Origin of the sequence: Sphingomonas pollutisoli (genome assembly GCF_029167165.1) — a bacterium.
Classification (GTDB): Bacteria; Pseudomonadota; Alphaproteobacteria; order Sphingomonadales; family Sphingomonadaceae; genus Sphingomonas; species Sphingomonas pollutisoli.
On the sequence record NZ_JARFNJ010000003.1, the window covers coordinates 140,356 to 167,154 of the forward strand.

The 26,799-nt window shown below is 68.0% G+C and carries 23 protein-coding genes; 15 read left to right on the forward strand and 8 right to left on the reverse strand.

The window, feature by feature from the left end:
- Nucleotides 1-71 precede the first annotated feature (71 nt).
- A complete protein-coding gene (locus PX554_RS07095; protein WP_275500205.1) occupies nucleotides 72-809 on the forward strand; it encodes an SDR family oxidoreductase in 738 nt (245 codons plus the stop codon).
- Here the strand turns inward: PX554_RS07095 and PX554_RS07100 are convergent.
- Nucleotides 760-1,770 carry an aromatic alcohol reductase gene (locus PX554_RS07100; protein WP_275500208.1) on the reverse strand — a complete coding sequence of 337 codons (1,011 nt, stop codon included), beginning with the start codon at nucleotides 1,768-1,770 and terminating at the stop codon, nucleotides 760-762. The genes PX554_RS07095 and PX554_RS07100 overlap by 50 nt on opposite strands.
- A 67-nt stretch (nucleotides 1,771-1,837) precedes the next feature.
- On the opposite strand from PX554_RS07100, the gene PX554_RS07105 reads away from it, so the two are divergent.
- Nucleotides 1,838-2,275, forward strand: a complete 438-nt coding sequence (locus PX554_RS07105) for a winged helix-turn-helix transcriptional regulator (RefSeq protein WP_275500210.1) — start codon at nucleotides 1,838-1,840, stop codon at nucleotides 2,273-2,275.
- Nucleotides 2,276-2,525: 250 nt separating this feature from the next.
- Here PX554_RS07105 and PX554_RS07110 read toward each other — a convergent pair whose 3' ends face one another.
- The 3 genes from PX554_RS07110 to PX554_RS07120 all read right to left on the reverse strand — a co-directional run bounded on the left by PX554_RS07110 (nucleotide 2,526) and on the right by PX554_RS07120 (nucleotide 6,468).
- Nucleotides 2,526-4,610 carry a malate synthase G gene (locus PX554_RS07110; RefSeq protein WP_275500212.1) on the reverse strand — a complete coding sequence of 695 codons (2,085 nt, stop codon included), beginning with the start codon at nucleotides 4,608-4,610 and terminating at the stop codon, nucleotides 2,526-2,528.
- The gene (locus PX554_RS07115) at nucleotides 4,610-4,783 is read right to left on the reverse strand and encodes a hypothetical protein (protein ID WP_275500214.1); all 174 of its coding nucleotides are present in this window, start codon (nucleotides 4,781-4,783) and stop codon (nucleotides 4,610-4,612) included. The genes PX554_RS07110 and PX554_RS07115 overlap by 1 nt, the downstream gene beginning before the upstream one ends.
- Before the next feature lie 89 nt (nucleotides 4,784-4,872).
- The gene (locus tag PX554_RS07120; RefSeq protein ID WP_275500217.1) at nucleotides 4,873-6,468 is read right to left on the reverse strand and encodes an isocitrate lyase; all 1,596 of its coding nucleotides are present in this window, start codon (nucleotides 6,466-6,468) and stop codon (nucleotides 4,873-4,875) included.
- 121 nt (nucleotides 6,469-6,589) lie between these two features.
- Between PX554_RS07120 and PX554_RS07125 the strand changes: the two genes are divergently transcribed.
- The gene (locus PX554_RS07125) at nucleotides 6,590-7,987 is read left to right on the forward strand and encodes a helix-turn-helix domain-containing protein (protein ID WP_275500219.1); all 1,398 of its coding nucleotides are present in this window, start codon (nucleotides 6,590-6,592) and stop codon (nucleotides 7,985-7,987) included.
- A 51-nt stretch (nucleotides 7,988-8,038) separates the two neighbouring features.
- On the opposite strand, the gene PX554_RS07130 is transcribed toward PX554_RS07125, so the two are convergent.
- A complete protein-coding gene (locus tag PX554_RS07130; RefSeq protein WP_275500220.1) occupies nucleotides 8,039-8,932 on the reverse strand; it encodes a LysR family transcriptional regulator in 894 nt (297 codons plus the stop codon).
- 120 nt (nucleotides 8,933-9,052) lie between these two features.
- Here PX554_RS07130 and PX554_RS07135 point away from each other — a divergent pair, with 120 nt between their 5' ends.
- Both PX554_RS07135 and PX554_RS07140 read left to right on the forward strand, forming a co-directional pair.
- Nucleotides 9,053-9,916 carry an SDR family oxidoreductase gene (locus PX554_RS07135; RefSeq protein WP_275500222.1) on the forward strand — a complete coding sequence of 288 codons (864 nt, stop codon included), beginning with the start codon at nucleotides 9,053-9,055 and terminating at the stop codon, nucleotides 9,914-9,916.
- Between the two features lie 39 nt (nucleotides 9,917-9,955).
- The gene (locus PX554_RS07140; RefSeq protein ID WP_093223132.1) at nucleotides 9,956-10,429 is read left to right on the forward strand and encodes an SRPBCC family protein; all 474 of its coding nucleotides are present in this window, start codon (nucleotides 9,956-9,958) and stop codon (nucleotides 10,427-10,429) included.
- 75 nt (nucleotides 10,430-10,504) lie between these two features.
- Here the strand turns inward: PX554_RS07140 and PX554_RS07145 are convergent, their stop codons facing one another.
- Complete coding sequence (locus PX554_RS07145) at nucleotides 10,505-11,575, reverse strand: sigma-54-dependent Fis family transcriptional regulator (protein ID WP_275500227.1); 1,071 nt, start codon at nucleotides 11,573-11,575, stop codon at nucleotides 10,505-10,507.
- 310 nt (nucleotides 11,576-11,885) lie between these two features.
- Between PX554_RS07145 and adh the strand changes: the two genes are divergently transcribed.
- The 6 genes from adh to PX554_RS07175 all read left to right on the forward strand — a co-directional run bounded on the left by adh (nucleotide 11,886) and on the right by PX554_RS07175 (nucleotide 18,057).
- On the forward strand, nucleotides 11,886-13,397 hold the full coding sequence (gene adh, locus PX554_RS07150) for an aldehyde dehydrogenase (protein ID WP_093223128.1): 1,512 nt from the start codon (nucleotides 11,886-11,888) through the stop codon (nucleotides 13,395-13,397).
- A 77-nt stretch (nucleotides 13,398-13,474) separates the two neighbouring features.
- Entirely contained in the window at nucleotides 13,475-14,506 is a 1,032-nt protein-coding gene (gene adhP / locus PX554_RS07155; protein WP_275500228.1) for an alcohol dehydrogenase AdhP, read from the forward strand.
- Between the two features lie 152 nt (nucleotides 14,507-14,658).
- Nucleotides 14,659-15,735 carry a diacylglycerol/lipid kinase family protein gene (locus tag PX554_RS07160; RefSeq protein ID WP_275500231.1) on the forward strand — a complete coding sequence of 359 codons (1,077 nt, stop codon included), beginning with the start codon at nucleotides 14,659-14,661 and terminating at the stop codon, nucleotides 15,733-15,735.
- Nucleotides 15,732-16,646: a hypothetical protein gene (locus tag PX554_RS07165; protein WP_275500232.1), complete on the forward strand. Its 915-nt coding sequence runs from the start codon at nucleotides 15,732-15,734 to the stop codon at nucleotides 16,644-16,646. Before PX554_RS07160 ends, PX554_RS07165 begins: the two co-directional genes overlap by 4 nt.
- Nucleotides 16,643-17,386, forward strand: a complete 744-nt coding sequence (locus tag PX554_RS07170; protein ID WP_275500234.1) for an NTP transferase domain-containing protein — start codon at nucleotides 16,643-16,645, stop codon at nucleotides 17,384-17,386. The genes PX554_RS07165 and PX554_RS07170 overlap by 4 nt, the downstream gene beginning before the upstream one ends.
- The gene (locus tag PX554_RS07175; protein WP_275500235.1) at nucleotides 17,383-18,057 is read left to right on the forward strand and encodes an HAD family hydrolase; all 675 of its coding nucleotides are present in this window, start codon (nucleotides 17,383-17,385) and stop codon (nucleotides 18,055-18,057) included. Before PX554_RS07170 ends, PX554_RS07175 begins: the two co-directional genes overlap by 4 nt.
- A gap of 36 nt (nucleotides 18,058-18,093) precedes the next feature.
- Here the strand turns inward: PX554_RS07175 and PX554_RS07180 are convergent, their stop codons facing one another.
- Nucleotides 18,094-18,612, reverse strand: a complete 519-nt coding sequence (locus PX554_RS07180) for a DUF2141 domain-containing protein (RefSeq protein ID WP_275500237.1) — start codon at nucleotides 18,610-18,612, stop codon at nucleotides 18,094-18,096.
- A 121-nt stretch (nucleotides 18,613-18,733) separates the two neighbouring features.
- Here PX554_RS07180 and PX554_RS07185 point away from each other — a divergent pair, with 121 nt between their 5' ends.
- The gene (locus tag PX554_RS07185) at nucleotides 18,734-19,645 is read left to right on the forward strand and encodes a glucosamine inositolphosphorylceramide transferase family protein (RefSeq protein WP_275500239.1); all 912 of its coding nucleotides are present in this window, start codon (nucleotides 18,734-18,736) and stop codon (nucleotides 19,643-19,645) included.
- Here PX554_RS07185 and PX554_RS07190 read toward each other — a convergent pair.
- Nucleotides 19,620-20,960, reverse strand: a complete 1,341-nt coding sequence (locus tag PX554_RS07190) for a lipopolysaccharide biosynthesis protein (RefSeq protein WP_275500241.1) — start codon at nucleotides 20,958-20,960, stop codon at nucleotides 19,620-19,622. The genes PX554_RS07185 and PX554_RS07190 overlap by 26 nt on opposite strands.
- Before the next feature lie 51 nt (nucleotides 20,961-21,011).
- Between PX554_RS07190 and PX554_RS07195 the strand changes: the two genes are divergently transcribed.
- From PX554_RS07195 to PX554_RS07205, 3 genes are all read left to right on the forward strand, one after another.
- A complete protein-coding gene (locus tag PX554_RS07195) occupies nucleotides 21,012-22,130 on the forward strand; it encodes a hypothetical protein (protein ID WP_275500243.1) in 1,119 nt (372 codons plus the stop codon).
- Nucleotides 22,127-23,266 (forward strand): hypothetical protein, encoded by a 1,140-nt coding sequence (locus tag PX554_RS07200; protein ID WP_275500245.1) that lies wholly within the window; start codon nucleotides 22,127-22,129, stop codon nucleotides 23,264-23,266. Before PX554_RS07195 ends, PX554_RS07200 begins: the two co-directional genes overlap by 4 nt.
- 368 nt (nucleotides 23,267-23,634) lie before the next feature.
- Complete coding sequence (locus tag PX554_RS07205) at nucleotides 23,635-26,778, forward strand: TonB-dependent receptor (RefSeq protein ID WP_275500247.1); 3,144 nt, start codon at nucleotides 23,635-23,637, stop codon at nucleotides 26,776-26,778.
- Nucleotides 26,779-26,799 lie beyond the last annotated feature (21 nt).

Here is a 26,799-nt window from a genome sequence, read left to right on the forward strand (position 1 = left end):
GTTGCGGCCTTCTCCCGGCGCGGCCATGCACCTCGTCCTCAATCGGCTCGATGAGCCAAAGCGGAGGCGTGATGATTCAGCTCGACGGTAAGACCGCCCTCGTCACCGGTGCGAGCGGTGGCCTCGGCCGGGAAATCGCGAAGGCGCTCGCGGCGGCAGGTGCCCACGTCCTCCTCCACGGCCGGAATGCCGATCGGCTCGCCGGGCTGGAGCGGGAGATCGCGACCGCCGGCGGTTCGGCCCGGATCGTCATCGCCGATCTTCGCGAGGCGGACGCGGCGGCGAACCTGCTGGCGGCGTGCGAGTCCGTCGACATATTGGTCAACGCCGCGGGAGATCGCGATCGAAGGCCACTCGCCGAGCTCGACCGCGACGCGGTGCGTAAGCTCGTCGACATCAACCTGGTCGCGCCGTTCGATCTCGCGCGCGGTCTTGCCGCCAGCATGCCGGCGGGCGGGCGCATCATCAACGTGACGTCGATCGCCGGCCAGATCGCCCGCGCGGGCGACGCCGCTTACACCATGACCAAAGGCGGCCTCGATGCGCTCACCAGAGCGCTCGCCGCCGAACTCGGGTCGCGCCAGATCACCGTCAACGCCGTCGCGCCGGGCTTTTTCGCGACGCACGCGAACGCGGCAATGGTCGCGAACCCCGCCGTGGCCGAGCATCTCGCGCGTCGTACCGCGCTCGGGCGCTGGGGTCGCCCCGAGGAAATCGTCGGCGCCGTGCTCTTTTTCGCCTCGCCGGCTTCGTCGTACGTCACCGGGCAGGTGCTCGCCGTCGATGGCGGCTATCTCGCCCATTTTTGACGCGGGCCGCCGTCCTGTCGCCTCGCGACACTATAAGAGGTGTTCCCCTAGCAACATGGTTCCGCCGGAGCCATGTCGGCACGTCGGTCACGTCGATGCCCCGCGCGGCGTTGAACGTACCCGCCTTGTCCCACGCGACGCCCGTGCCGCGCGCGAAGGCAAGACGATACTTCCGCATTCCGTCGTCGGGGTGCGCGGCGGCTTCGGACCGTAGGCGATCCATGTCCCAAAGCACTCGCTCCACGTCGCGGCCGAGGTGGTCTGCCACCATGTCGGCAAGCCGGGCATAGGAGAATGTATCCCCGGCGACGTACACCACCTCGTTCCGGATGCGCGGTTGATGCGCGAGGATGATGGCGGTGAGCCTCCCGATATCCTCGGCGGTGGTCACGGTCAGGCGATTGTCCCAACTGCCGAGCGCATGAACCTGGGCGCGTTCCAGATCGACCAGGCCGAAGGCTGGCTCGAACAGGAAACTGGTGAACATGCCCGTCGAGACGACAACCCATTGCGTGGCGGATTGCCCGCGCAGCATGTCGCGGACGTCCGATTGCTCGTCGAAGACGTCCTGGCCGCTGCCGCGCCCGACCACATCGTAATCGACGCCGAACTGCCACGGCACATAGCGTTCCACCCCGGCTTGCAAGACTGCCGTGGTGATCTTGCGCTGCGTGCCGGGCCCGCCGACGAACCCGGTGCAGCAGATGACCGTGTCGAACCCCGCAAAGATCGCGGCGAGACCGTCCACCGTTTCCGTCGCGAGGTCGCCGTGAACGATCTGAAGTCCCTTGTCGCGCAACTGGCGGCCTACCTTGCCTTCCGCGGCGGGTGGACGGAGCAGGACGCTGGTCGATCGGGCGCTTTCCGGGTTCCGCTCCAGCAAGCCGGCGATGACGGCGAGCCCCAATTCTCCCGCGCCGATGACGAGCGTGGTGGCGGCAAAGGTCTTGGTTTCCGGCATCTGGCGCTCCTTATGATCCTGATGGCAAGATGCGATGCACGGCCCGGATGCAGAAGAAGGTACACGCGTGATACTGCTCGATGATTTCGATTTCGACGAGGTGATCGCCCGCTCGCAGGCGGCCTGCGACGCGCTGAGCTACCACGATGACGGGCTGAAGCGGAACGTGCTGGCCCATGCCGGCAACCGTTGGTCGCTGGGCATCGTCCACGCTCTCGGCGTCTCGGGCACGTTGCGCCACGCGGAGCTGGCGAGGCGGCTGGAAGGTGTCACGCAGCGCATGTTGACCCGGTCCCTGCGTCACCTGGAACGCGACGGCCTGATCGTCCGCCGCGACCATGGTGAGGTTCCGCCTCGGGTGGATTACACGCTGACGCTTCTGGGGCGGGGCTTGCTCGTCGGGATGATACCGCTTTGGACGTGGATCATCGACAACGCCCCGGCGTTCAGGGCCGCGCGCGACCGGTTCGACCATGGCGCGTCCGCGACGGCGGTGCTCGAGTGAAGGGGCGGTGCCGCGCATCCCGATGGGATCATCCTTCCCATCCGCCACCAAGTGCCAGGAACAGGTCGATCTGCCGTTCATCCCCGGCTCGACGCGTGGTTCGCGCAGGATCCGAAACATGGCGGCGCCTTATGGCCCAGCCGGGCGACATCGTCGCGCATGCGCGATCAGCGCGGGCGGTATCGATGCCGACGGACGCCGCAAGCGCACATGCCGCGCGCCGATGCGACCCCCGGGCACCGCAGGGCCGCTACGCCGCCGCTTTGATGCGGGCTCGCCAGACGTGCAGCAGCGGCTCCGTATAGCCGTTTGGCTGCGCCGCTCCCTCCAGAATGAGGCTTCGCGCCGCCAGAAACGCGGCGGACGGTTCGCCCGCGCGCGTCAACGGTGTGTAGAGCGGGTCGCCGGCATTCTGCACATCGACCTTGGCCGCCATGCGGACGAGCGCACCCTCGACATCCTCAAGCGTGGCGACGCCGTGGAGCAGCCAGTTCGCCATATGCTGCGCCGAGATCCGCAGCGTCGCACGATCTTCCATCAGGCCGACGTCGTGGATGTCGGGCACCTTGGAGCAGCCGACCCCCTGATCGACCCAGCGCACGACATATCCGAGGATTCCCTGGGCGTTGTTGTCGAGTTCCTCGCGGATTTCGTCCGGGCGCCAGGTGCGGCCGACCGCGAGCGGCGGGGTGAGCAGCGCCGACAGCGCGGCGACGGGTTCACCGGTGCGCTGCGCCTGGCGTGCGGCGACATCGATGCGGTGATATTGCGTGGCGTGGAGCGTCGCGGCGGTCGGGCTCGGCACCCAGGCGGTGTTCGCGCTGCTCAGCGGATGCGCGATCTTGTCGCGCAGCATGTCGGCCATGCGGTCGGGCGCGGCCCACATGCCCTTGCCGATCTGCGCGCGCCCGGCGAAACCGCAGACGAGGCCGATCTGGACGTTGCGATCCTCATAGGCGTTGATCCAGTCGGTCGCCTTCATCTCGCCCTTGCGCACCATCGGCCCGGCCCGCATCGCGGTGTGGATCTCGTCGCCGGTGCGATCGAGGAAGCCGGTGTTGATGAACACGATCCGGTCCTTCACCGCATGGATGCACGCGGCGAGATTGGCGCTGGTGCGGCGCTCCTCGTCCATCACGCCGACCTTGATGGTGTGGCGCGGCAGGCCGAGCAGATCCTCGACCGCGTCGAACAGCCGGTTGGTGAAGGCGGCTTCGTCGGGGCCGTGCATCTTCGGCTTGACGATGTAGATCGATCCGGCGCGGCTGTTCCGCCGCGCGGCGGGGCGCTTCAGGTCGTGCAGCGCGATCAGGCTGGTCACGATCGCGTCGAGAATGCCTTCGGGCGCCTCGCCACCGTCACGCAGGCGCAGCGCCGGCGTGGTCATCAGATGGCCGACGTTGCGCACGAACAACAGGCTGCGGCCCGGCAGGACCAGCGTGCCGCCGTCGGGCGTGGTGTAATGGCGATCGTCAGCGAGGCGGCGCGTGAGCGTCCGCTCGCCTTTGGCGAAGCGCGCCTCGAGATCTCCACGCATCAGGCCGAGCCAATTGGCATAAGCGGCGACCTTGTCCTCGGCATCGACCGCCGCGATCGAATCCTCGAAATCGCAGATCGTGGTGAGCGCGGATTCGAGAATGACGTCGGCGATCCCCGCCGGGTCGCTCGCGCCGATCGGGTGGCTACGGTCGATCACCACCTCGATATGCAGGCCGTTGTGGCGCAGCAGCAGGGTTTCGCCACGGCGCGCGACCAACTGGCCCGGATCGGCGAGGACCGGCGCGCCGCCGCGCCACGCGCCCCATGGGCCGTCGGCCAGCGGCACGGCATCGTCGAGGAACGCCTTGGCCCAGGCGATCACCGCCGCACCGCGCGTCGTGTCATATGCGCCCGCTGTCGGAACGGCACCGATCGCATCGGTGCCGTAGAGCGCATCATACAGGCTCCCCCAGCGCGCATTGGCGGCGTTGAGCAGGAAGCGCGCGTTGAGGACCGGCACGACCAGTTGCGGCCCGGCCATCGTCACTTCGACATCGACCGGGCCGGGCGCGATCGCGAAGGGGGCGGGTTCCGGGCGGAGATAGCCGATCGACCGCAGGAACACCGCGTCCGCCGGCGCGCCGGACTCGTAGCGCGCATCGATCGCCGCCTGAAGCGCGTCCCGCTCGGCCAGCAAGGCGCGGTTTTCGGGCGTGAAGCGCGCGAAGATCTCCGCCACGCCTTGCCAGAACGCTTCGGCCGCGATCGCCGTGCCGGGAAGAACCCGCTCCTCGATGAAGCGCGCGAGGCGCGGATCGACCGACAGGCCGGCGCGATCCCACATCTGCGCCAGCATCAGAGGCGCCCGAGCCGATGGTAGAGATTGCTGTATTTGACCGACTCCGGGCTGTCCTGAACCTCTGGCCGTTGCAGGTGCGTCATCACCGCCGTCTTGAGCAACTGGAAATCCTCGGTCGAGAAGATCGCGCGGGCGCGGGCCGGTGCGGGGGTGATGGTTTCGGTGGTCATGTCTCTTCTCCTTTTGGGGCGCGCCGCGGCGAAGCCGCGTCGTCGGACGGCGGCTTCGCCGCCGCCGGCCGGGCGTGATCGCGTCGCGATCACGCCGCGAACTGGTTCATCGTATTGTGCGCGCCGCCGGCCTTCAGCGCCGCCTCGCCCGCGAAATATTCCTTGTGGTCGTCGCCGATGTCCGAGCCGGACATGTTCTGGTGCTTGACGCACGCGATCCCCTCGCGGATTTCCTTGCGCTGCACGCCCGCGACATAGCCGAGCATCCCCGCCGCGCCGAAATAGTCCCTCGCGAGATTGTCGGTGGACAAGGCCGCGGTGTGATACGTCGGCAGCGTGATGAGATGGTGGAAGATGCCCGCCCGCGCGCTCGCATCCTTCTGGAAGGTGCGGATGCGCTCGTCGGCTTCGTGCGCGAGATCGGTGCCGTCGTAGATCACGCTCATCAACGCCGCGCGCTCATAGGCCGAGACGTCGCGGCCCTCCTCGGCCCAGGCATCATACACCTGCTGGCGGAAGTTGAGCGTCCAGTTGAACGAGGGCGAGTTGTTATAGACCAGCTTGGCGTCGGGCACGACCGCGCGGATGCGATCGACCATCGAGGCGATCTGCTCGATATGCGGCTTCTCGGTCTCGATCCACAGCAGGTCGGCGCCGTTCTGGAGGCTGGTGATGCAATCGAGCACGCAGCGGTCGGCGCCGGTCCCGGCCTTGAACTGGAACAGGTTCGAGGGCAGCCGCTTCGGCCGCATCAGCTTGCCGTCGCGTTCGATCACCACGTCGCCGCGTAAGGTGGTGACATCGGTCACCTCCTCGCAATCGAGGAACGCGTTATACTGATCGCCGATATCGCCCGCTTCCTTCGAGAAGGCGATCTGCTTGGTGAGCCCCGCGCCGAGCGAGTCGGTGCGCGCGACGATGATGCCGTCCTCGACGCCGAGTTCGAGGAAGGCGTACCGGCAGGCGCGGATCTTGGCGAGGAAGTCCTCGTGCGGCACCGTGACCTTGCCGTCCTGATGCCCGCATTGCTTCTCGTCGGAGACCTGATTCTCGATCTGGAGCGCGCAGGCGCCCGCCTCGATCATCTTGCGCGCGAGCAGATAGGTCGCCTCGGCATTGCCGAAGCCTGCGTCGATATCGGCGATGATCGGCACGACATGCGTCTCGAAACCGTCGATCTTCGCGGTGATCTCGGCCGCCTTCGCCGCGTCGCCGGCATCGCGCGCGGCGTCGAGATCGCGGAACAGCAGCCCCAGTTCGCGCGCGTCGGCTTGCTTGAGGAAGGTGTAGAGTTCCTCGATCAGCGCGGGAACGCTGGTCTTCTCGTGCATCGACTGGTCCGGCAAGGGGCCGAAGTCGGACCGCAGCGCCGCGACCATCCATCCCGACAGGTACAGATACTTGCCGCGCGTCGAGCCGAAATGCTTCTTGATCGCGATCAGCTTCTGCTGGCCGATGAAGCCGTGCCAGCATCCGAGCGACTGGGTGTAGCGCGCCGGGTCCGCGTCATACGCGGCCATGTCGTCGCGCATGATCCGCGCGGTATGGCGCGCGATATCCAACCCGGTCCGGAAGCGGTTCTGGAGCCGCATCCGCGCGACCGCCTCGCCCGAAATGCCCTCCCAGCCCGATCCGTTGGCGGCGATGATGCGGCGGGTGTCGGTGATAAGGCTTTGGTAGGTCATGAGCGTCCTCGCGGGTTGTTGACCGTGTCATGCCCCGCTCGGCGGGCGCGATGAAGGACGCAGAGTGACGGCGAGACAAAGCGTGACTTGAATTCTTTGTCACACCATGACAGAAATGCTCATGGCACCGGCAGGCGACCGCAAGCTCTATCTCGGCCCGCGTTTGCGGCTGCTGCGCCGCGACCTCGGCCTCAACCAGACGCAGATGGCCGAGGAACTCGGCGTCTCTCCGAGCTATCTCAACCATCTCGAACGCAACCAGCGGCCGTTCACCGCGCAGATGCTGCTCCGCCTCGCCGATACCTATGACATCGACATGCGCGGCTTCGTCGCGGCGGCGAACGAGGCGTCGTCGAGCGACCTGCACGAGATTTTCGCCGACGCGCTGGTCCGCGACATCGGTGTGCCCCGGCAGGAGGTGCTCGAGGTCGCCGAAAATTATCCGGGCGTCGCGGAGGCGATGACGCGGCTCTACCGCGCGCTCGCCGACTTGCGGCAGATGCCCGAACGCGTCGAATCGGCGGGGCTGGCCGGCACGCGCGTCGCGTCACCGCTCGCCTGGCTGCGCGACTGGCTCGACGCGCGGCGCAATCACTTCGCGGACCTCGATGCGGCGGCCGAGACGATCTCAGCCGCGCTGGGGGACGATCCCGATGCCATGCGCGAGGCGATGGCGCGGCGGTTGCGCGACGATCATGGCGTCGCGGTGCGGATCGTCGGGCGCGAGGTGCTGGGCGATGCGATCCGGCATTACGACTATCACCGCCGCCGCCTGATGCTCGCCGAGACGCTGTCGGCTTCGGACCGGCTGTTCGAGATCGCGAGCCGGCTCGCGATCGAGGATCTCTCCGGGCCGCTCGCCGCCGCGACCGCCGCCGCCGACGCGCCCGACGCCGAGACGCGCGGTTTGGCGCAACAGACGCTGACCAGCTACGCCGCTGCGGCGATCGTGATGCCCTATGGCCGCTTCCATGCCGCCGCCGAGGCGAGCCGTTACGATATGGACCTGCTGAGCGCGCGGTTCGGCGTCTCGTACGAGCAGGCCGCGCATCGGCTGACGACGCTCGACCGACCGGGCGCGCGCGGCGTGCCGTTGTTCCTGCTCAAGCTCGACACGGCGGGCAACGTCGCCAAGCGCTTCTCGGGCGAGACGATGCCGCTCGCGCGCTTCGGTGGCGGGTGTCCGCGCTGGCGTGTCCACCGCGCCTTCCGCCGGCTTGGCGAGACCGTCACCGACCGGGTCGAGATGCCGGACGGCGCCTCCTATTTCACGTGGGCGCGCGCGGTGATGCGCGGCGAGGGACGCGAGCCGGCGGTGATCGTGCTGGGCTGCGAGGCGAAGCACGCCGCGCGCATCGGCTACGGCGACGCTTCGGCGGGCGTGACCCGGATCGGGCCGGCCTGTCACCTCTGCGAGCGCACCGATTGCACCGATCGCTCGCTGCCCCCGATCACGCGCTCGCTCGATCTCAACCCGATCCGCAAGGCGCGCGTACCATATCCCTTCAGGGCGATCTGACAGCCGGCGCGGCCCGCGCGCTGATGCGGGGCAGGCCGTGAAAAACGGCCGCTACTGCCGAAGATAGGCGGCGAGCTCGTCGGGCGTCCCATGCGGGAACGCGTCCTTCAGATAGTCGAGGAACGCCGACACGCGCGCGCTCAGCAGGCGGCGTGTCGGATAGAGCGCCCACAGCGCGATCTCCCGCGCATCGGCGTCGCCGAGATGCACCAGCCTGCCCTCCGCGAGATCATGGCTGACGAGCGATATCGGGAGGCGGCCGACGCCCAATCCCGTCCGCACCGCATCGCGCACCATCACGAGCGACGACAGGCTCAGAACCGGACGGACGGCGATCTTCGCGCGGCCCGTCGCGGTCGTGATGTCCCAGGCGCCGACCGGTTCGGCGGCCCCGCGCACCACCGCCGGGACGGGCGCACCATCCGCCTGCGGCACGAGGCCGGGGCCTGCCACCACGACGAGCCGGTCGCGCAGGAAGATTCGCCCCACCAGACCGGCATCGGGCTCCGGGTTCACCCGGATCACGAGGTCATACGCCTCCTCGATCATGTCGACCGGGCGGTCCTCGGTCGTGACCTCGAGCCGAACCTCGGGATATTTCAGCGCGAAGCCCGCTGCCAGCTTCCCCATCGCGGTCTGCGAGAAGAGCAGCGGCGCGCTGATCCGCAGGCGCCCGCGCGGACTGTGTCCGCCCGAGGCGATCGCCGCCGCCGTCTCGTCGAGTTCGCTCAGCAACTGGGCCGTCCGCTCGAACAGCGCGCGCCCTTCCTCGGTCAGCTTGAGCGCGCGCGCGCCGCGCTCGAACAGGCGGAGGTCGAGGCCGGCCTCCAGGTCCGCGACACGGCGGGACAGCGTCGCCTTGGGGCGCCCGGCCGCCCGGGAGGCTTTTCCGAACCCGCCATGACGGGCGACGAGGTTGAAATCGGCGAGGGCGAGAAGGTCCATATGTTCCACCTGTGAGACGGTACGTCCAAATCTACCGGCTACCGGCACGATTGTGGATCTCTAATTTGGGGGCAAGCCAACCGGCCCAAACCTGAACGACCCTCTCAAGGAGTGACCTTCATGACCATTCTCGTAACCGGCGCGACCGGCACTGTCGGGCGCAACGTCGTCGAACAGCTCGTCAACCGCGGCGCCGATGTGCGCGCGCTCGTCCGTGATCCCGCCAAGGCCGGCTTCGCCGCCGGCGTCGATGTCGTCCAGGGCGATCTGCTCGACGTGGACTCGGTACGCGCCGCCATGGCCGGCGTGTCCACGCTGTTCCTGCTGAACGCCGTCGTCGCCGACGAATACACCCAGGCGCTGATCGCGCTCAACGTCGCGCGCGAGGCGGGAATCGAGCGGATCGTCTATCTCTCGGTGATCCACAGCGATCTCTACGTCAACGTGCCCCATTTCGCGGGCAAGTTCGGCGTCGAGCGGATGATCGAGCGGATGGCCATGGGCGCCACCATCCTGCGCCCGGCCTATTTCATGGACAATGAGCTCACGATCAAGGACGTGGTCACCGGCTATGGCATCTATCCGATGCCGATCGGGGCGCGCGGCCTCGCGATGATCGACGCGCGCGACGTCGGAGAGATCGCCGCGCTCGCGCTGATCCGCCGCGAACGGTCGGCCTCGCCGCTGCCGCTCGATCGCATCAACCTGGTCGGGCCGGACACGCTGACCGGCGCGGGCGCTGCCGCCGTCTGGAGCGAGGTTCTCGGCCGCACGATCGCCTATTCCGGCGACGACACCGCCGCCTTCGAGCAGAGCCTGCGCCAGTTCATGCCGGGCTGGATGGCGTTCGACATGCGCCTGATGGCCGAGCGCTTCCTGAGCGACGGCATGCTCCCCGAGCCGGGCGATGCCGACCGGCTCACCGCGATGCTCGGCCGGCCGCTGCGCTCGTACCGCGACTATGTCCGGCAGACCGCCGGCTGAGCCGCCATCATCCGATCCCGAATGAAAAGGACCATCGACATGATCTATTCGACCGCGACCGTCCCCGTGAACCCGCACGGCGAGCCCAGGCTGACCCGCGATCAGATCTGGAAAGGCCTCGAACGCAAGGCGCGCGACGCCCGGCTCTTCCTGCCGCCGGGCCTGTGCACCCGCTGCGACGTGACCGAGGAAAGCCGGACCCACTTCGTCCGCGAAGCCACCATCGCAGGCGCGGATCTGCGCGAGATCATCACGCTCGAACCGGGGCGCAAGGTCACCTTCTTCCAGGCGAGCGGCCCGCGCGAAGGCGCGATCATCAACGCCCTGACCGAGGACGCGGCGGGCGCGCTTCACCTCACCTTCTATTGCTACCTCGGGCTGCGCGACAAGATGCCGAACGGCCCTGAGGAACAGGCCGAACAGGCCCAGTTCGACAGCGATCAGGGCTATAAGGCCGCCCTGCTCTCCACGCTGAAGCGCACCCGCGAAATGCTCGCCGAGGGCACGCTCTGATCGGGCGCGCGACGGGGACGAGGGCGCGGCGATCCGGAGGAGACCGGGTCGCCGCCCACCTGCGATACGCGTCGCTCACGCGCCCCGCTGCCGGCTGAGATAGCGATGGATGGTGCTGCGATGGATCCCCAGGCTCCGCGCCGCCTTGCTGACATTGCCCCGCGCCTCCGCCAATGCCGATGCGATGAGTTCGGCCTCGCGCTCGGCGAGCGCCCCGCCGCTCGGGGCGGAGCGCGCTTCGAATTGCGGCGCTGCCCCGCCCGACCCGCGCGCGGGCGTATCCCATCGGCCCACCGCCTGCGCGCCGGTGCTGAGCCGCAAAGCCAGATCCGCACCGTGCCGCGCGCGCTCCTCGAAGAGTTGCCCGATCAGGCTCTCGTCGAGCGCGTCCCAATGGCGGTCGACCAGCGCGAGGCCGCGGCGGTTGCCGGCCACCAGCCGATCCTCGCGGAACACCAATATGCCTTCCCGGCTCGTGCCCAGCATCGCCGGGTCGCCGTGGAAGCGCAGCACGCGGCAATCGTCGAAGCGCTGGCGGAACAGCCGGTGCTCGATCTGGTCGACCGCCATGCGGATCATGCCGAGCGCGTGGCCGTGACCGACCGCCGACGGACCCGAAATATCGAGCGCGCCGATGATCGCGCCGCGCGGGTCCATGATCGGCGTGCAGGCGCAGCTCAGCACGCCATGCCCGGCGAAGAAATGCTCCGGTCCATGCACCGCGACGGGCTTCCGCTCGGCGATCGCGGTGCCGATCGCGTTGGTGCCCGTGCTCGCCTCCTTCCAGGACACGCCGGGGCGCAGCGCGACCTGCGCGGCGCGCGACGCGAAGGCGAGGTCGCCGATCGCATCGAGGATCATCCCATCACCGTCGGCGAGGATGACGACGCTGCCGGTTTCGCGCGCTTCCCCCGCCAGCACCTCGAGTTCGGGGCGGCACAAGCGTCGCAAGGCTTCGTGGCGTTGCTGGAGGACGTGCAGATCGCCGTCGGCGATCGGCGCCAAGCGCGGCAACGTGCGTTGCGCGAGGCCGAGATCGACGCAGCGTATCCACGATTGCAGCACGGGCGGGCGCACCGCGGCGACCGGCAGGCGGCCCTCGCCGAAGAACGCCTCCCGCGCCGAGTCGATGCCGACGCTTTCCATCGCGGATCCAGTCTCCATCCTATCGCGCGCGGTCGTGCGCCGCGCCTCGCCGATGATCTTACTCCGATCCGCGCGAACGCCAACCGCCCGACTCACCGGCCTGACGCCGCGCCGCCCATCGCCCCCGCGAAGCCGGCCCAACTGTCGCACTCTGCGACAGGTGCGCGTCCGACTGTCGCACGCTGCGCCGGACCCGAGCGATCGCGCGCCGAAATTCCGTCGTCCGGCGCCCGCCCGCCTCCCGCGCCGCTTGCCAGCGGGCGCCGGCGGGCGCCTTTTGGTCCGATAAATCGACACCAAGGAGAGGCATATGACCGTCCACCAGACCGTCTCGGCGCGCACGGCGCCGTTCAAGGCGCGCTACGGCAATTTCATCGGCGGCACCTGGGTCGAACCCAGCGAGGGCCGTTATTTCGAGAACCGCTCACCGATCGACGGACAGGTGATCTGCGAGGTCGCGCGCGGCACGGCCGCCGATATCGAGCGCGCGCTCGACGCCGCGCACGGCGCGAAGGAGGCCTGGGGCCGCACCAGCCCCGCCGAGCGCGCGCTCATCCTCCACCGGATCGCCGACCGCATGGAGGAGCATCTCGCCGAACTCGCCACCGCCGAAACCTGGGACAACGGCAAGCCGATCCGCGAGACCACCGCCGCCGACGTGCCGCTCGCGATCGACCATTTCCGCTATTTCGCCGGCTGCATCCGCGCGCAGGAAGGCGGCATTTCCGAGATCGACCACGACACGGTCGGCTATCATTTCCATGAGCCGCTCGGGGTCGTCGGGCAGATCATACCCTGGAATTTCCCGCTGCTGATGGCGTGCTGGAAGCTCGCGCCGGCGCTCGCGGCGGGCAATTGCGTCGTCATCAAGCCCGCCGAGCAGACCCCGGCCTCGATCCTCGTCTGGGCCGAACTGGTCGGCGATCTGCTTCCGCCGGGCGTGCTCAACATCGTCAACGGCTTCGGCGTCGAGGCCGGCAAGCCGCTCGCGCAATCGCCGCGCATCGCCAAGATCGCCTTCACCGGCGAGACGACCACCGGCCGGCTCATCATGCAATATGCGTCGGACAATCTCATTCCGGTCACGCTCGAACTGGGCGGCAAGAGCCCGAACATCTTCTTCGCCGACGTGGCGGACGAGGACGACGACTTTTTCGACAAGGCGATCGAGGGCTTCGCGATGTTCGCGCTCAACCAGGGCGAGGTCTGCACCTGCCCGAGCCGCGCGCTGATCCACGAGCGCGTCTATGACCGTTTCATGGAGCGCGCGATCCGCCGCGTCGAGGCGATGGTGCAGGGCGATCCGCTCGATCCCGCGACGATGGTCGGCGCCCAGGCGTCCTCGGAACAGCTCGAGAAGATCCTGTCCTATTTCGACATCGGACGGAGCGAAGGCGCCGAGTTGCTGACCGGCGGCACGCGCAACGTGATTGAGGGGCTCGACGGCTATTACGTCAAGCCGACCGTGCTCAAGGGCGACAACCGGATGCGCGTTTTCCAGGAGGAGATTTTCGGCCCCGTCGTATCGGTCACCACCTTCAAGGACGATGCCGAGGCGCTCGCGATCGCCAACGACACGCTGTACGGCCTCGGCGCGGGCGTGTGGACGCGCGACGGCACCCGCGCCTACCGCATGGGCCGCGCGATCCACGCCGGACGGGTGTGGACCAACTGCTACCACGCTTATCCGGCGCATGCGGCGTTCGGCGGCTACAAACAATCCGGCATCGGCCGCGAGAACCACAAGATGATGCTGGACCATTACCAGCAGACCAAGAACCTGCTGGTCAGCTACAGCCCCAAGAAGCTCGGCTTCTTCTGACCGCCGCCGGGTGGCCGGGGCCTCCCGCCGCCCGGCCCGGTTCCCAACCCCCGCAAAACCCCAAGGAGAGTGATGCCATGGCAAAGACCATGAAGGCCGCCGTCGTGCGCGAATTCGGCAAGCCGCTGACCATAGACGAAGTCCCCGTGCCCGAGGTGAGCGAAGGCATGATCCAGGTCGCGATCCAGGCGTCCGGCGTATGCCATACCGATCTCCACGCCGCCGAGGGCGACTGGCCGGTCAAGCCCAACCCGCCGTTCATTCCAGGGCACGAGGGCGTCGGCTTCGTGTCGGCGGTGGGCAAGGGCGTCAAATACGTCAAGGAGGGCGACCGTGTCGGCGTGCCGTGGCTCTACAGCGCTTGCGGCCACTGCGTGCATTGCATGGGCGGGTGGGAGACGTTGTGCGAAAGCCAGCGCAACACCGGCTATTCGGTCAACGGCGGGTTCGCCGAATATGTCCTCGCCGATCCCGATTATGTCGGCCACCTGCCGGACAACATCGGCTTCAACGAGATCGCGCCGATCCTGTGCGCGGGCGTCACGGTGTACAAGGGCCTGAAGATGACCGACACCAAAGCGGGCGACTGGGTGGTGATCTCGGGCATCGGCGGCCTCGGCCATATGGCCGTGCAATATGCGGTCGCGATGGGCCTGAACGTCGCCGCCGTCGATGTCGACGACGCCAAGCTCGATCTGGCCCGCCGGCTCGGCGCGACGGCGACGGTCAACGCCCGCAACGGTGATCCCGCCGCCGCGATCAAGCGGGAGACGGGCGGCGGCGCGCAGGGCGCGCTGGTGACGGCGGTCAGCGAGCGCGCGTTCGAACAGGCGATCGGCATGATGGCGCGCGGCGGCACGGTCGCGCTCAACGGCCTGCCGCCGGGCGATTTCCCGCTCAACATCTTCGGGCTGGTGCTGAACGGCATCACCGTGCGCGGCTCGATCGTCGGCACGCGGCTCGACCTTCAGGAATCGATCAATTTCGCCGCCGCCGGCAAGGTCAAGGCGACGATCTCGACCGCGCGGCTGGAGGACGTCAACGACGTGTTCGCCCGTATGCACAAGGGACAGATCGAAGGCCGCGTGGTGCTCGACCTGACGGCGTGATCGCGCCGGCCGGTCCGCGCGGCCAGCGCGACCCCGGCCGGCCGCCACCGCGCATCAACCCGCGCCGCCGCCGCGCACGAAACGGAGGAGACTACTCATATTTCGGTTTCAAACCGGACAAGTTTATGACAGTTGCATGACGTATGAAGCGCGTGACATTGCAAGGCGGCACCGGGCCTCTGGCACCCTCGGTTCCGCGCGCCGCCGACACGGACGGCCTGCTGGCACGGGGCATCGCCCGCATGCGAGTCACCGCCGCGAGACCGGCGGTATCGCGCCCCGCGATCTACCCGGACGTGGCGAGACCATCCGCGAACAGCGTCGGGATCATCTTCAATCGCAAGGCGCACCGCAATCTCAGGCATGCGCAAGCCTCGCCCGAGGTGGCGCGGGCGCTCGACTGGGCGTTTCCCCACACCGAACAGGATTTGCGCGAGGCGCTCGCGCGCTTCGCTGATCGCGGGATCGACGTCCTCGCGGTGGACGGCGGGGACGGGACGATCCGCGATGTGCTCAGCATCGCACCGGCCTATTTTCGGGACCGGCTTCCCAGGATCGCGATCGTCCCGTCGGGCAAGACGAACGCGCTCGCGCTGGATCTCGGCATCCCGATCACCTGGTCGCTCGCCGACGCGCTCGGCGCCATTCCGCTCGGGCATGTCAAGCAGCGCAGCCCGCTCGAGGTCCGCCATGCCGCCGCCGCGACCCCGCATCTGCGCGGCTTCCTGTTCGGTGCCGGCGCCTTCGTCCAAGCGACCGAGATCGCGCAGGACGTCCACGGTCTCGGCGGATTTCGCGGCGTCGCGGTGGGTCTCTCGCTCGCCGCCGCGATCGCGCAGACCGTGTTCGGCAAGGCCGACAACCGCTGGCGCCGCGGGCTGAACGTCGGCGTCACGCTGGAAGACGGCATGCGGATCGAGCGGCCCTTCTACCTGATCCTCGGATCGACGCTGAAGCGCCTGCCGCTCGGGCTGCGTCCGTTCGGGCATGAGCGCGCCGGCCTCAAGGTGCTCGGCGTCGATGCTCCGCCGCGCCACCTGCTGGCGACGCTCCCGGCGCTGCTCGCGGGATCGGAAGCGCAGTGGCTGCAAAGGTTCGGCTATCATCGCTGCACGACGAGCAGCATACGCCTTCAGTTCGATGCGGATTTCGTGCTCGACGGCGAGACCTATCCCGGTGGCGACGTGGTCCTCACGCGCGGGGGTCTGATCGATTTCGTGGTGCCATGACGAGCGCGCTGCAAAGTCTGGTGGCACAGGAATTGTCGGTGGCGGTGCCGCGGGAGATCCGTTCGGTGGCGCGGGTGCTGGCCGAGCGCCTGGGCGGCGTCGCGGTGTTGTTCTACGGCTCGGTGCTGCGAACCGGAGCGCTTGGCGACATCCTCGATTTCTACGTGCTCACGCCGCGCGCGCGCGGCTCTTTGCTGCGGCGCGCTGTGCTCGGCAGCCTCTGGCCCGATGTCAGCTATCACGAGATACGCGTCGGCGAGCGCACGATCCGCGCCAAGGTGGCGACGATGCCGCTGTCCACGTTCGAGCGGGCGGCGACGGGCGTGCTGCTCGATACGACGATCTGGATTCGCTTCGCGCAACCAAGCGCCTTGGTGTGGAGCCACAGCCCCGCCGACCAGCACCGCACGCTGAGCGCGGTCGCCGAAGCGGTCAAGACCGCGGGGCGGTTCGCGGCGGTGCTGGGGCCGCGCCACGGCCGGGCCGAGGATTTCTGGAAAGCCTTGCTGCGCGAGACCTACCGCGTCGAGTTTCGCGTCGAGCCCCCCGGCCGCGAGACGCAGATTCTCGGCCACGCGCCGGAGCGCTATGATCGCTTGCTGCCGCTGGCATGGCAGGAAAGCGGGATCGCCTTCGATATACGGGGCTCCAGCCTGGTGCCGTCGCTGGGGTTCGGCGAATGCCGGCGGCTGGTCCAGGCGTGGCTGACGCGCGCGGCGGCGGGCAAGCCGCTGAACGTCGCGCGGCTGGTCAAGGCCGCCTTCACGTTCGACGGCGCCGCGCGCTACGGGCTCTGGAAGATCGAGCGCCACACCGGCGTCCGCGTCGCGCTGACGCCGTGGCGCGAACGTCACCCGCTGCTCGCCGCGCCGGGCGTGCTCTGGCGCGTCTTTCACGTTGGCGGCGGATGAGCTTCAACGCGTTGATTCTCGCGGGTTCGCGCGGCGGGATCGATCCGGTCGCGGCCTATGCCGGCGTCGCCCACAAGGCGCTGATCGACATCGGCGGCCGGACCATGCTCGCCCGGGTCGTCGATGCGGTGCGCGCGGCGGGCGCGGCGCGCATCCTGGTCAGCACGGCCGACGAGGCGGTCCGGCGCGAGGCGCTCACGCTCGGCGCCGAGCCGACCGCCGCCGAGGCGGGGCCGAGCGCGAGCGCCAAGCGCGGCCTCGCCCTGGCGGGAGCACCGCTGCTGCTGACCACGGCGGACCACGCGCTGCTCCGCGCGGAATGGATCACGACGTTTCTCGACGCGGTACCGGACGACGCCGACATCGCCGCGCTGCTCGCCCGGCGTGAAACGATCGAGCGCGACGCCCCGGCGACGCGGCGGACCTATCTGCGCTTCGCCGACGGCGACTGGTCGGGCTGCAACCTGTTCTGGCTCGCCACCCCGGCGGCGAACCTCGCGCTCGATCTGTGGCAGCAGGTCGAGCGGGATCGCAAACGGCCCTGGCGGATCGTGCGGCGGCTGGGCGTCATGCCGCTCGTCCGGTACGCGACCGGCAGGCTGACGCTGGCGCGCGCGCTGGCGGATATCGGCGGCCGCGTCGGCGTGCGGGCGCGCATGGTCGAATCGCCCTTCGGGCTGGCGGCGGTCGATGTCGACAAGCCGGCCGATCTCGATCTGGTGCGTGGCCTGATACGATGATCGCGCCCCGCGTCCGGATTTCCGTCTATGATCTCGATCGGACGATCACCAGCCTGCCGACCTGGACGCCGTTCCTGCTCCACGCGGCGCGGGCGGTGGCGCCGTGGCGGCTGGCGGCGCTGCCGGTCGTCGGTCTCGCCGCGCTGACCCACGCCGACCGCGACCGCCGCAAGGAGCGGATGCACCGGCTGATCCTCGGCCCGGCGCTTGGCGAGGCGACCGCCACGCGGCTGGCGGAGGATTTCGCCACGCGCCTGACGCGCGATCACATCCGGCCGGGCGCGCGCGCGCAGATCGCGGCGGACCGCGCGGAGGGGCGCCGGATCGTGATCGCGACGGCGGCCCACGCCTTCTACGCCCGTGCGATCGCCGACCGGCTGGGCGTCGCCGATCTGGTCGCCACCCGCGCGAAGCGCGACGCGGCGGGCGACATCACCCCGATGCTCGACGGCCCGAACTGCTACGGCGCGGCGAAGCGCGCGATGCTGGAGCGGTGGCTGGCCGATGCCGACATAGCGCGGCAGGATGCGCACATCCGCTTCCAGTCCGACCATGTTTCCGATGCACCGAGCTTCGCATGGGCGGACGAGCCGATCGCGGTGAACCCGCACGCCCGGCTGCGCGCATTGGCCCGCGCGCGTGGGTGGCGGATCGTCGATTGGGGCGCCTGACGCGCGACCGCCCGACGGGATTTCGCCCGGCGCCGCTCAGCGCGCCGCCGCCTCTGGCACGGGGGCGATCGAAAATCCCTGCCGGTAGCGCATCACGATCGGGATCGTCGGCGCATCGCGGTTCACCGACACCGCAACGTCGGCGAATGCCGGCTTCAGGTGGAAGAGCGACAGCTTGGGGTTGCGCGAAAAGCCGCCGCCATCGTTCCAGTCGGACTTGCCATTGGCATTGGCATCATGCCGCACCGCCACCGCATAGGCGCCGAAGCCCGGAAGCCGCAGGCACACGTCGAGCGCGCGGCGCCCCTGAAGCGGCACCTCGACGCGGCGCACCCACTTCCCGGTAGCGAGGAAGTCGGCCGGGTTGGAGCCATAGGCCTGGACCCGCACGGTGCCGTCGCCGTTCTTGAACCCCGTGATGTGGACGCGCACCGACGCGGCGGTCGGGTCGCCACACGCCGCCGCATCGGCGCCCACCACCTCCGCGACGGCCGGAGGAGCGAGGGTGCCGGCCGCGATGGCGAGACTGGCAAGCAAGGCCCGCGATGACAACATTTTCATCCGGGACGAAATATGGCCGCCGGCATGGCGTTTCAACATGCGAGGGCGGCGGCGGCATGACGGACGCTTGGATAACCGCTCTCCGCAGCTTAGGAGTGGCATCAGAGGAGACCGAATGCTGCGCCCGATGGATGTATGGCGCTGTGCGATCGTACGGCAAAGCGCGAAGGCGATCCTTGACGACGGAGTCGATCCGGCGGCCGTCGTCTGGTTGCCCGACATGCCGCCGCTCGCGTTCCGGGCCGATCCGTTCGGGCTATGGCGCGACGGCAGGCTCCATGTGTTCGCGGAAGCCTTCGACTACCGGACACGGATCGGTCATATCGACGTGCTGACGTATGACGAGCGGCTGACGCTGCTCGATTGCCGCACCGTCCTCAAGACGCCCTGGCATCTCTCCTATCCGTTCGTGTTCGAGGCCGATGGCGAAACCTGGATGCTGCCGGAGGCCTATAAGTCCGGCACGCTCACGCTCTACCGCGCCAGGGATTTCCCGAACGTGTGGGAGCCGGCCTGCGACATCCCGCTCGACGGCGCCGCGATCGACGCGACACCGCTGTATCACGCCGGCAAATGGTGGCTGTTTTATGCGCCGTCCGCCGAAAAGGCGGCGCGTCGCAGCCATCTTCATGTCGCATGGGCGGACCGGCTCGCCGGGCCGTGGCGGCTCCACCCGCTCAACCCGGTTCGCGTCGACCTGGCGAGCACCCGCCCCGGCGGCGTGCCGATCGTGCGCGACGGCGTGATCCTGCTGCCGGTCCAGGATTGCCGCGAGACTTATGGCGGCGCGATCCGGCTGCTGTCGATCACCGAGCTCAGCGAAACGCGCTTCGCCGCGAGCGACGCACCCGCGCTGCGCGCGCCGGGCTGGATGGCACCCTTCACCCAAGGCTTCCATACGCTCGCCGCGGCGGGGCCGGTGACGCTGATCGACGTCAAGCGCACGGCCAACTCGCCCTATGCCAACGCGGTCCGGCTGCGTGGCATCGTTCGCCGGACGCTCAGGGAGACGGGGGTGCGGCCCTAGCCACCCGCCGCGTCGCGCGTCGCAGCAGCGCCACGGCGACGAGCGCGTCCGCCAGCATCGCCAAGGCGGCACCAAGGACGCCGATGCGCGGCAACAGCAGCGCGAGCAGCCCCGCGAGGCATAGCAGCGCCGTCGCCCGGATCACCAGCAAGCTGCCGGTCCGCCCGAGCGCCATCAGCGCCGGCTCGAAGCTCACGCCGATCAGTTGGACCGCCGCGGCGGCGCCGAGTATGACGAGCGCGGGGAAGGCCGGAAGATAGGCCGCGCCGCCGATCAGATAGAGCGCCGGCTTGCCCAGGATCGCGACGACCGCGAAGACGGCGACGCCACCGAACAGCGCCGCCTTGTTGGTCCGGTCGAGCAATGTCGTCATCGCGGCCCGGCTCCGGCTCGCGCTGACCCGCGCCAGCTCGGCATAGAGCGACCGGCTCAGCATCTCGGCGAGGATGAGCAACGCCTGCCCGAGCTGGTGCGCCAGACGGAAATAGCCGGCCGAAACCGCGCCCACCGCATAGCCGACCGCGAGCAGCGCGACCTGTTGGCTCGCCGACGACAGCGTGGAGTTGAGGTTGCTGAACAACCCGAAACGCCAGAAGCCGTGATACGCGCGCGGCACCGACACGATATCGGCGAGCGCCAGCCCGGTCGTGACCGGTCGGACCCGATACCAGACGAGTCCCCAATAGGCGGCGGCGGTGGCGATCTCCGCCACGCCCCACGCCCGCAGGAACCCGTCGACGCTGGCGCCCGCCGACACCGCGACGAGCGCGCCGATCATGCGGAACACCGGCGTCGCGGTGTCCGCCAGCGCGCCGTCGCGGAACCGGTCGTAAAGCCGCAGCGCGCCGACCGCGGTCGATCGCACGGTGAGCAGCAGCACGAACGCAAAGAGGATCGCATGATCGGCGGTGGCGCGCGACCAGCCGAAATGCGGCGCGAGATAGCGGACGAGCACGACGGTGATCGCGCATCCCGCGATCCCCGCGACCAGATCGAGGACGCCGCAAAACCAAAGCAGCGCGGAGACTTGCGCGGTCCTGCCTTCGAGCATCGGCGCGGTCCCCCAATGCAGCACGATCCGCCAGCTCTGGAAGCCGACCAGCGCGGCCATGCCCTGCGCCAGCCCGAGGATCAGCGCGAACGCGCCGAATCCGGCCGCATGCAGCCCGCGCGCGGCCATCGCCAGATACGCCAGGCTCAGCACCGCGCCGAGCAGCTTCGCCATCAGCAGCCAGCCCGTGTTGCGAAAGGTGCGGAGCAGCGGCGTCTGGCCGTTGAGGCGATCGCGAAGCCGGATCAGGGCCGGCGGCATCACCACGTCATATCCGTTGACGGCGTCGCGATGGCCGCCCTACGGCGTTCGAAAATGGACATCGCGTTTCTTTTTATTGCCGAACCATATCAATGCTACCACGGGCTTGCGGTCGCCTTCGAACTGCGCCGCATACCCGGTGTCCGGGTCGCGATCCATTACAACGATCCGGAATCGCTCCACCATTTCGAGCGCATTCGCCATGCCTATGGCGAAGCCCCGTTCGAGTATATCCGCATGAAGCGGAACCTCTTCGCGAAACTGGTGGAGCGCATCGGGATCTTCGGGTTCGCGAAACAGTCAGTCTATCGGTCGAGCGAGCCGGAATTGCTTAAATACCACGCGATCTTCACCGTCGAGGATACCGCCTTCCGCCTGTTCGAAAACCGTGCCGAGACCCTGCGGCCGCGAAAAATCTATCTGCCGCACGGCGCGGGCGACGGCACGGTCGGCTTCTCGCCGCGGCTTCGCAGCTTCGATTACGTGCTGCTGCCGGGGCCGAAGTCGGCCGAACGCATGCTCGCCCTGAAGCACATCCGGCCGGACAATCACCGCGAGGTCGGGCTGGTGAAGCTGGAAACGGCGGAGCGGCTGGCGCGCGCGTCCGGGCCGCTGTTCGAAACCGCGCGTCCGACCGTCCTCTACAACGCGCACAAGACGCGCGGGCTTCAATCCTGGAGCCGGTTCATCGAACCGATGCTCGCCGATTTCGCCGCGCGGGACGCGTATAATCTGATCGTCGCGCCGCACGTGAAGCTGTTCCGCAGGCGCGGGGCGAGGACCAAAGCCTATTGGCGTTCGCGGTCGACCGCCAATATCCTCATCGATGTCGGTTCGGATCGGTCGGTGGATATGAGTTACACGCGCGCGGCCGATATCTATGTCGGCGACATCAGCAGCCAGGTCTATGAGTTCCTGGCACACCCGCGCCCCTGCGTGTTTCTCAACGCGTACGATATCGATTGGAAGGCCGATCCCGCTTTCGCGCACTGGCACCTCGGCGACGTGATCTCGCGCCCGCAGGATCTGATGCCGGCGATCGAAGCCGCGCCGGCCCGCCACCACCTCTATCGTGATCGGCAGGAGGCGCGCGCCGCCGCGTCGCTCGGTGATCGCAGCCCCGGCGCTGCCGCGCGCGCCGCCGAGGCGACCGTCGCGTTTCTACGGCGATGAGGATCGGCTTCCTCTTCAACCACGATGCCACGCATCAGATCGCGCATACGATCCCGATCGCGGCGGCGCTCGCCGCGCGCGGCGTCGATGTCGAGATCCTGACCTCGAGCGCCGAGCAGCGCGGCGTGGCGAGCGCGCTGCTGCCCGCGACCGCCAACGTCCGCCATCGGGCGCTGGAGGTCGGCCGGATCAGCCGGCTCGCCGACCGGCTGCTCCGTCACGTCGCGCCGTTCCGCCGGATCGCGATCCTGCGCGAGAATCTGCCGGCGTTCGCCGCGCTCGACGCGCTGGTAGTGCCCGAGACGACGTCGACATTGCTCAAGACCCGCTTCGGGCTCGATACGCTCAAGCTGATCTACCTGCCCCACGGCGCGGGGGATGGCGCGGCGGGCTTCCAGCCCGTCACCAGGCATTTCGATCTGGTGCTGCTGTCGGGCGAGAAGGTCCGCGACCGGATGCTGTCGCTCGGCCTGATCTCCGAACGGGGGCATGCGATCGTCGGATATCCCAAGTTCGACACGGTCGATCTCGCCGCCACGCCGCGCTTCTTCGACAACGACAAGCCGACCGTCCTGTACAACCCGCATTTCAACCCGCTCCTCTCGTCCTGGTATTCGCACGGGGAGCAGGTGCTCGACTGGTTCGCGTCGCAGGACGCGCTCAACCTCATCTTCGCGCCGCACGTCATGCTGTTCAAACGGCGGCTGCACACCTCGCTAATCCACCGCAAGGCGCGCCTCCGGCCCGGTGTGCCCGCGCGCTTTCGCGATTCTCCGGGAATCCGGATCGACACGGGCAGCCGGCGTTCGATCGACATGAGCTACGTCCGCGCCGCCGACATCTATCTGGGCGACGTGTCGAGCCAGATCTACGAATGGATCCAGCGCCCGCGCCCGGCCATCTTCTTCGACACGCACAAGCCGGACCGGCACGCGTCCGAGGATTATGGCCATTGGTCGCTCGGCGAGGTGATCGAGAGCGTCGGCGAGATGCCCGCCGCGATCGCCCGCGCGCTGGCCGACCCCGATGCCTATCGCGAGCGCCAACGGATCGCCGACGCGGCGACCTTCTCCCGCTCGGACCGCCCCGCCGGGGAGCGCGCCGCCGACGCGATCCTCGATCATCTGCGGGTTTGAAAACCGATTGCCGCGTGTGGGGCAAGCCAGTTTTTTCAGGCGATCAGACCAATCGGGTTGACACTGCCAAATTTCCACCATTAGATAGCGCTACCACGCTCGGTCTGTTTCGCGCTTGGTGTGGCGGGTGGGATACATGCGCTGGCGTGTTCGATCAAAGGAAGGCCGCTAGCGCCGCCTGCCGTGTTGGCACTGTTCCATACGTCGTTACCGCAAACCTATTTTCGCATCACCGGCTTGATCTGATCTGCGTCGCAAAGGTTCGATAAGGCCGCTTCGTTACCGGCTAACCTGCATTTTCACCGTGTTTTGTTCAGTAAAATCAAGTTGATCGGCAAAAATGCCGACAATCGAGAGGGGACCTGAAAATGAAATTGCCTAAAACACGTCTTTATACCGCCCGTTCGGCATTGTTGTGCGCCACCGCCTGGGCGAGCATGGCGAGTTTCGCCGCGGTCGCGCAGACCGCACCGCCACCGTCGCCGCCCGCCGGAGCAGAGCAGGGCGGCGCGTCGATCGCCCAACCACCGGCGGACCAGGCGGCCGATGCGGCCGCTCAGGACATCGTCGTGACCGGCTATCGCTCCAGTCTCGCCAAATCGACCAATGCCAAACGCGAAGCGACTGGCTTTACCGATTCGATCTTCGCCGAGGATATCGGCAAGTTCCCCGACACGAACATCGCGGAATCGTTCAATCGCATTCCGGGCATCACCATCACGCGTGACATCACCGGCGAAGGCGTGAACGTCGCGATCCGGGGCCTGGGATCGAACTTCACCAACGTGACGCTGAACGGCGCGCCGATCGCGGTCGCCTCGTCGGGCGCGACCGACGCGCAGGGCACCGATCGCTCGGTCGATCTCAGCTTCTTCCCGACCGATCTGTTCACCAAACTGACCGTCAACAAGAGCTACACCGCCGATCTTCTCGAAGGCGGCGCGGCAGGCAACGTCGATCTGCGCTCGGCGCGCCCGTTCGACACCGCCAAGCCGTTCCTCACCTACAATATCCAGGGTTCCAACCAGAGCCCCGACAACCGCATCGGCGTGCGCGGCTCGATGATCGGGAGCTGGCACAACGATACGATCGGCATTCTGGCCGGCGTGTCGGGGCAACGCCTGTTCACCGACACGCGCGGCTTCGAGACGATTGGATATACCAATCCCGCGCTGACCGCCGCACAATGTGGCGCGAGCAGCGGCTGCAACACGACAGGCGGCGGCAACTGGACGATCCCGGCGGCCGTGCCGGTCGGCGCCGGAGCGGGGCTGGTCGCCGGCACGCCGATCGACAAGGCTTTCCTGCTCGCCCACAATCCCGGCGCCACGATCCAGCAGATCGACAACGCGCTGCTTCCGCGTCTCGGCCGCATCTCCGACGAGCGCGGCTCGCGCGACCGCATCAACGCGATCGTCAGCGCCGAATGGCGGCCGACCGATACGCTGCGCTTCTATGTCGATGGCCTGTACGGCTACAAGCACAACGATCTGATCCGTGAGGACATGGCGTGGATCGTGCGCAACGGCGCGATCATCCCGACCAACATGACCTTCGACAAATCCGATTGCAGCGCGGGCTGCACGGTGACCGGCGGCACGTTCGCCAACGCGCAATTCTTCGACGAATTCCGCCCCTATATCGAAACCACCGAGCTGTTCAGCGTCAACCCCGGCGGCGCGTGGGAGATCACCGACACACTGAAACTCAACCTGCAAGGCAATTACTCGCGGTCGACCTTCCACCGCGAAAGCCCCACGGTCGGCTTCACCACCCCGCTCGGCGTCGGCAACACCGTCACCTACACGAACGACGGGTCCGGCATTCCCACCATCCAGAGCGCGCTCGATCTCAACGATCCGAAGAACTTCGGATGGTACACCGGCTCGCGCCTCAACATCCAGGACGAGCGGCGGCTCAACAAGACCAAGGGCGCGCGCGGTGATCTCACCTGGGGCGGCAAGGCGCTGAGCCTCACGGTCGGCGGCGCGTATGACGACGTCTCGCGTCTCATCCGCGGCTTCGACAACAGCCAGGCCTGGCAGAACGCGGCATGCGGCAACAACCCGAACATCTTCGTGTCGTCGCCCAATTCGCAGCCGCCGTGCGAAGGGTTGAACGCGCCGGGCGCCGCGCCGGCCGGCTATCCGACCTACCCGGGCTATGGCACCGGCTCCACCGCCGGGCAGAGCGGCCCGGTCACCTACGGCGGCTCGCTCGCGCCGAACAGCGCGGTGCCGAGCTATCTCATGCCCGGCCCGGCCGGCTTCGTGACGGTCGATTTCCCGGCCTTCGCCAAGGCCACCAACTACAAATATTTCCATGACAATGCGCCGGATACCGGCGGTTCGAACACCGGCGCGAGCGGCGGCTACATCCGCGAAGTCGTCAAATCCGCCTTCGCGACACTGACCGGCGCGCAGGAACTCGGCGGCAACACGTTGCGCTTCAACGTCGGGGTTCGCTACGTCGATACGATCCAGACGATCACCGGGCGCGTATCGCTCCCCGATCCGCGCAACACGCTCGCCGGCGGCGCGTCGCTTCCCGACGGGAGCCGTTACCCCAATATCACCAACTATGTGACGACGCGCAATCACTACAGCAACTGGTTGCCGGCGGCGACTTTCGCATATGATATCGGCGAACATGCGCTGGTGCGCCTCGCCGGCTCGCGCACGATGACCCGCCCCGATCCTTCGGCGCAGCTGCCCGGCGTCAGTTTCGGCGCGCCCTCGGCGGATCAGGCCGGCATCGGCAACCCGGCGCTGAAGCCCTATCTGTCGACCAATCTCGATCTCGGCTTCGAATATTATACCGGGCGCGAAGGCGTCGTCAGCTTCAACGCCTTCCGCAAGTCGATCAACGGCTTCACCACCACCAACATCACGACGGTGCCGTTCACCGATCTCGCGCAATATGGCATCACCTACGACACGCTGAACCCGACCCAGCAGATCGCGATCAACTCGCGCGGGGGGCCGACCGCGGCGCAGGTCCAGATCACCTCGCAGATCAACGTGCCCGACAAGCTGACGATCAACGGCCTCGAATTCCAGTGGGTCCAGCCGCTCGACTTCCTGACCAGGCACATCGGCGTCACCGGCTTCGGCTTCAACGCCAACGCCACGATCGTCGATCAGACCAGCAAGGGCGCCGCCGTCGCCTTCGGGGTCGCGCCTTTCACCTACAACATCACCGGCTATTACGAGAAGCACGGCATCATGCTGCGCGTGTCGACCACCTCACGCCGCGGCTCGCAGAGCAGCGGCCTCGCGCAGAACGGCATTCCCGCCGCCGGCCTGTATAATTTCGATTATACGAGCTACGATTTCTCCTCAGCGTTCGACCTCGACAAGATCTTCAACATCCCGCACGCGCCGCAGTTGACGATCAATCTCTCCAACTTCACCGACGCCACGCTCAGATCGTATTTCCAGTTCGAAAACAACACATTCACCCAGTACAAGCCCGGCCGACAATTGCTCGTCGGACTCCGCGGAACGTTCTAGGCGCGTTATCGGCGGGGCACC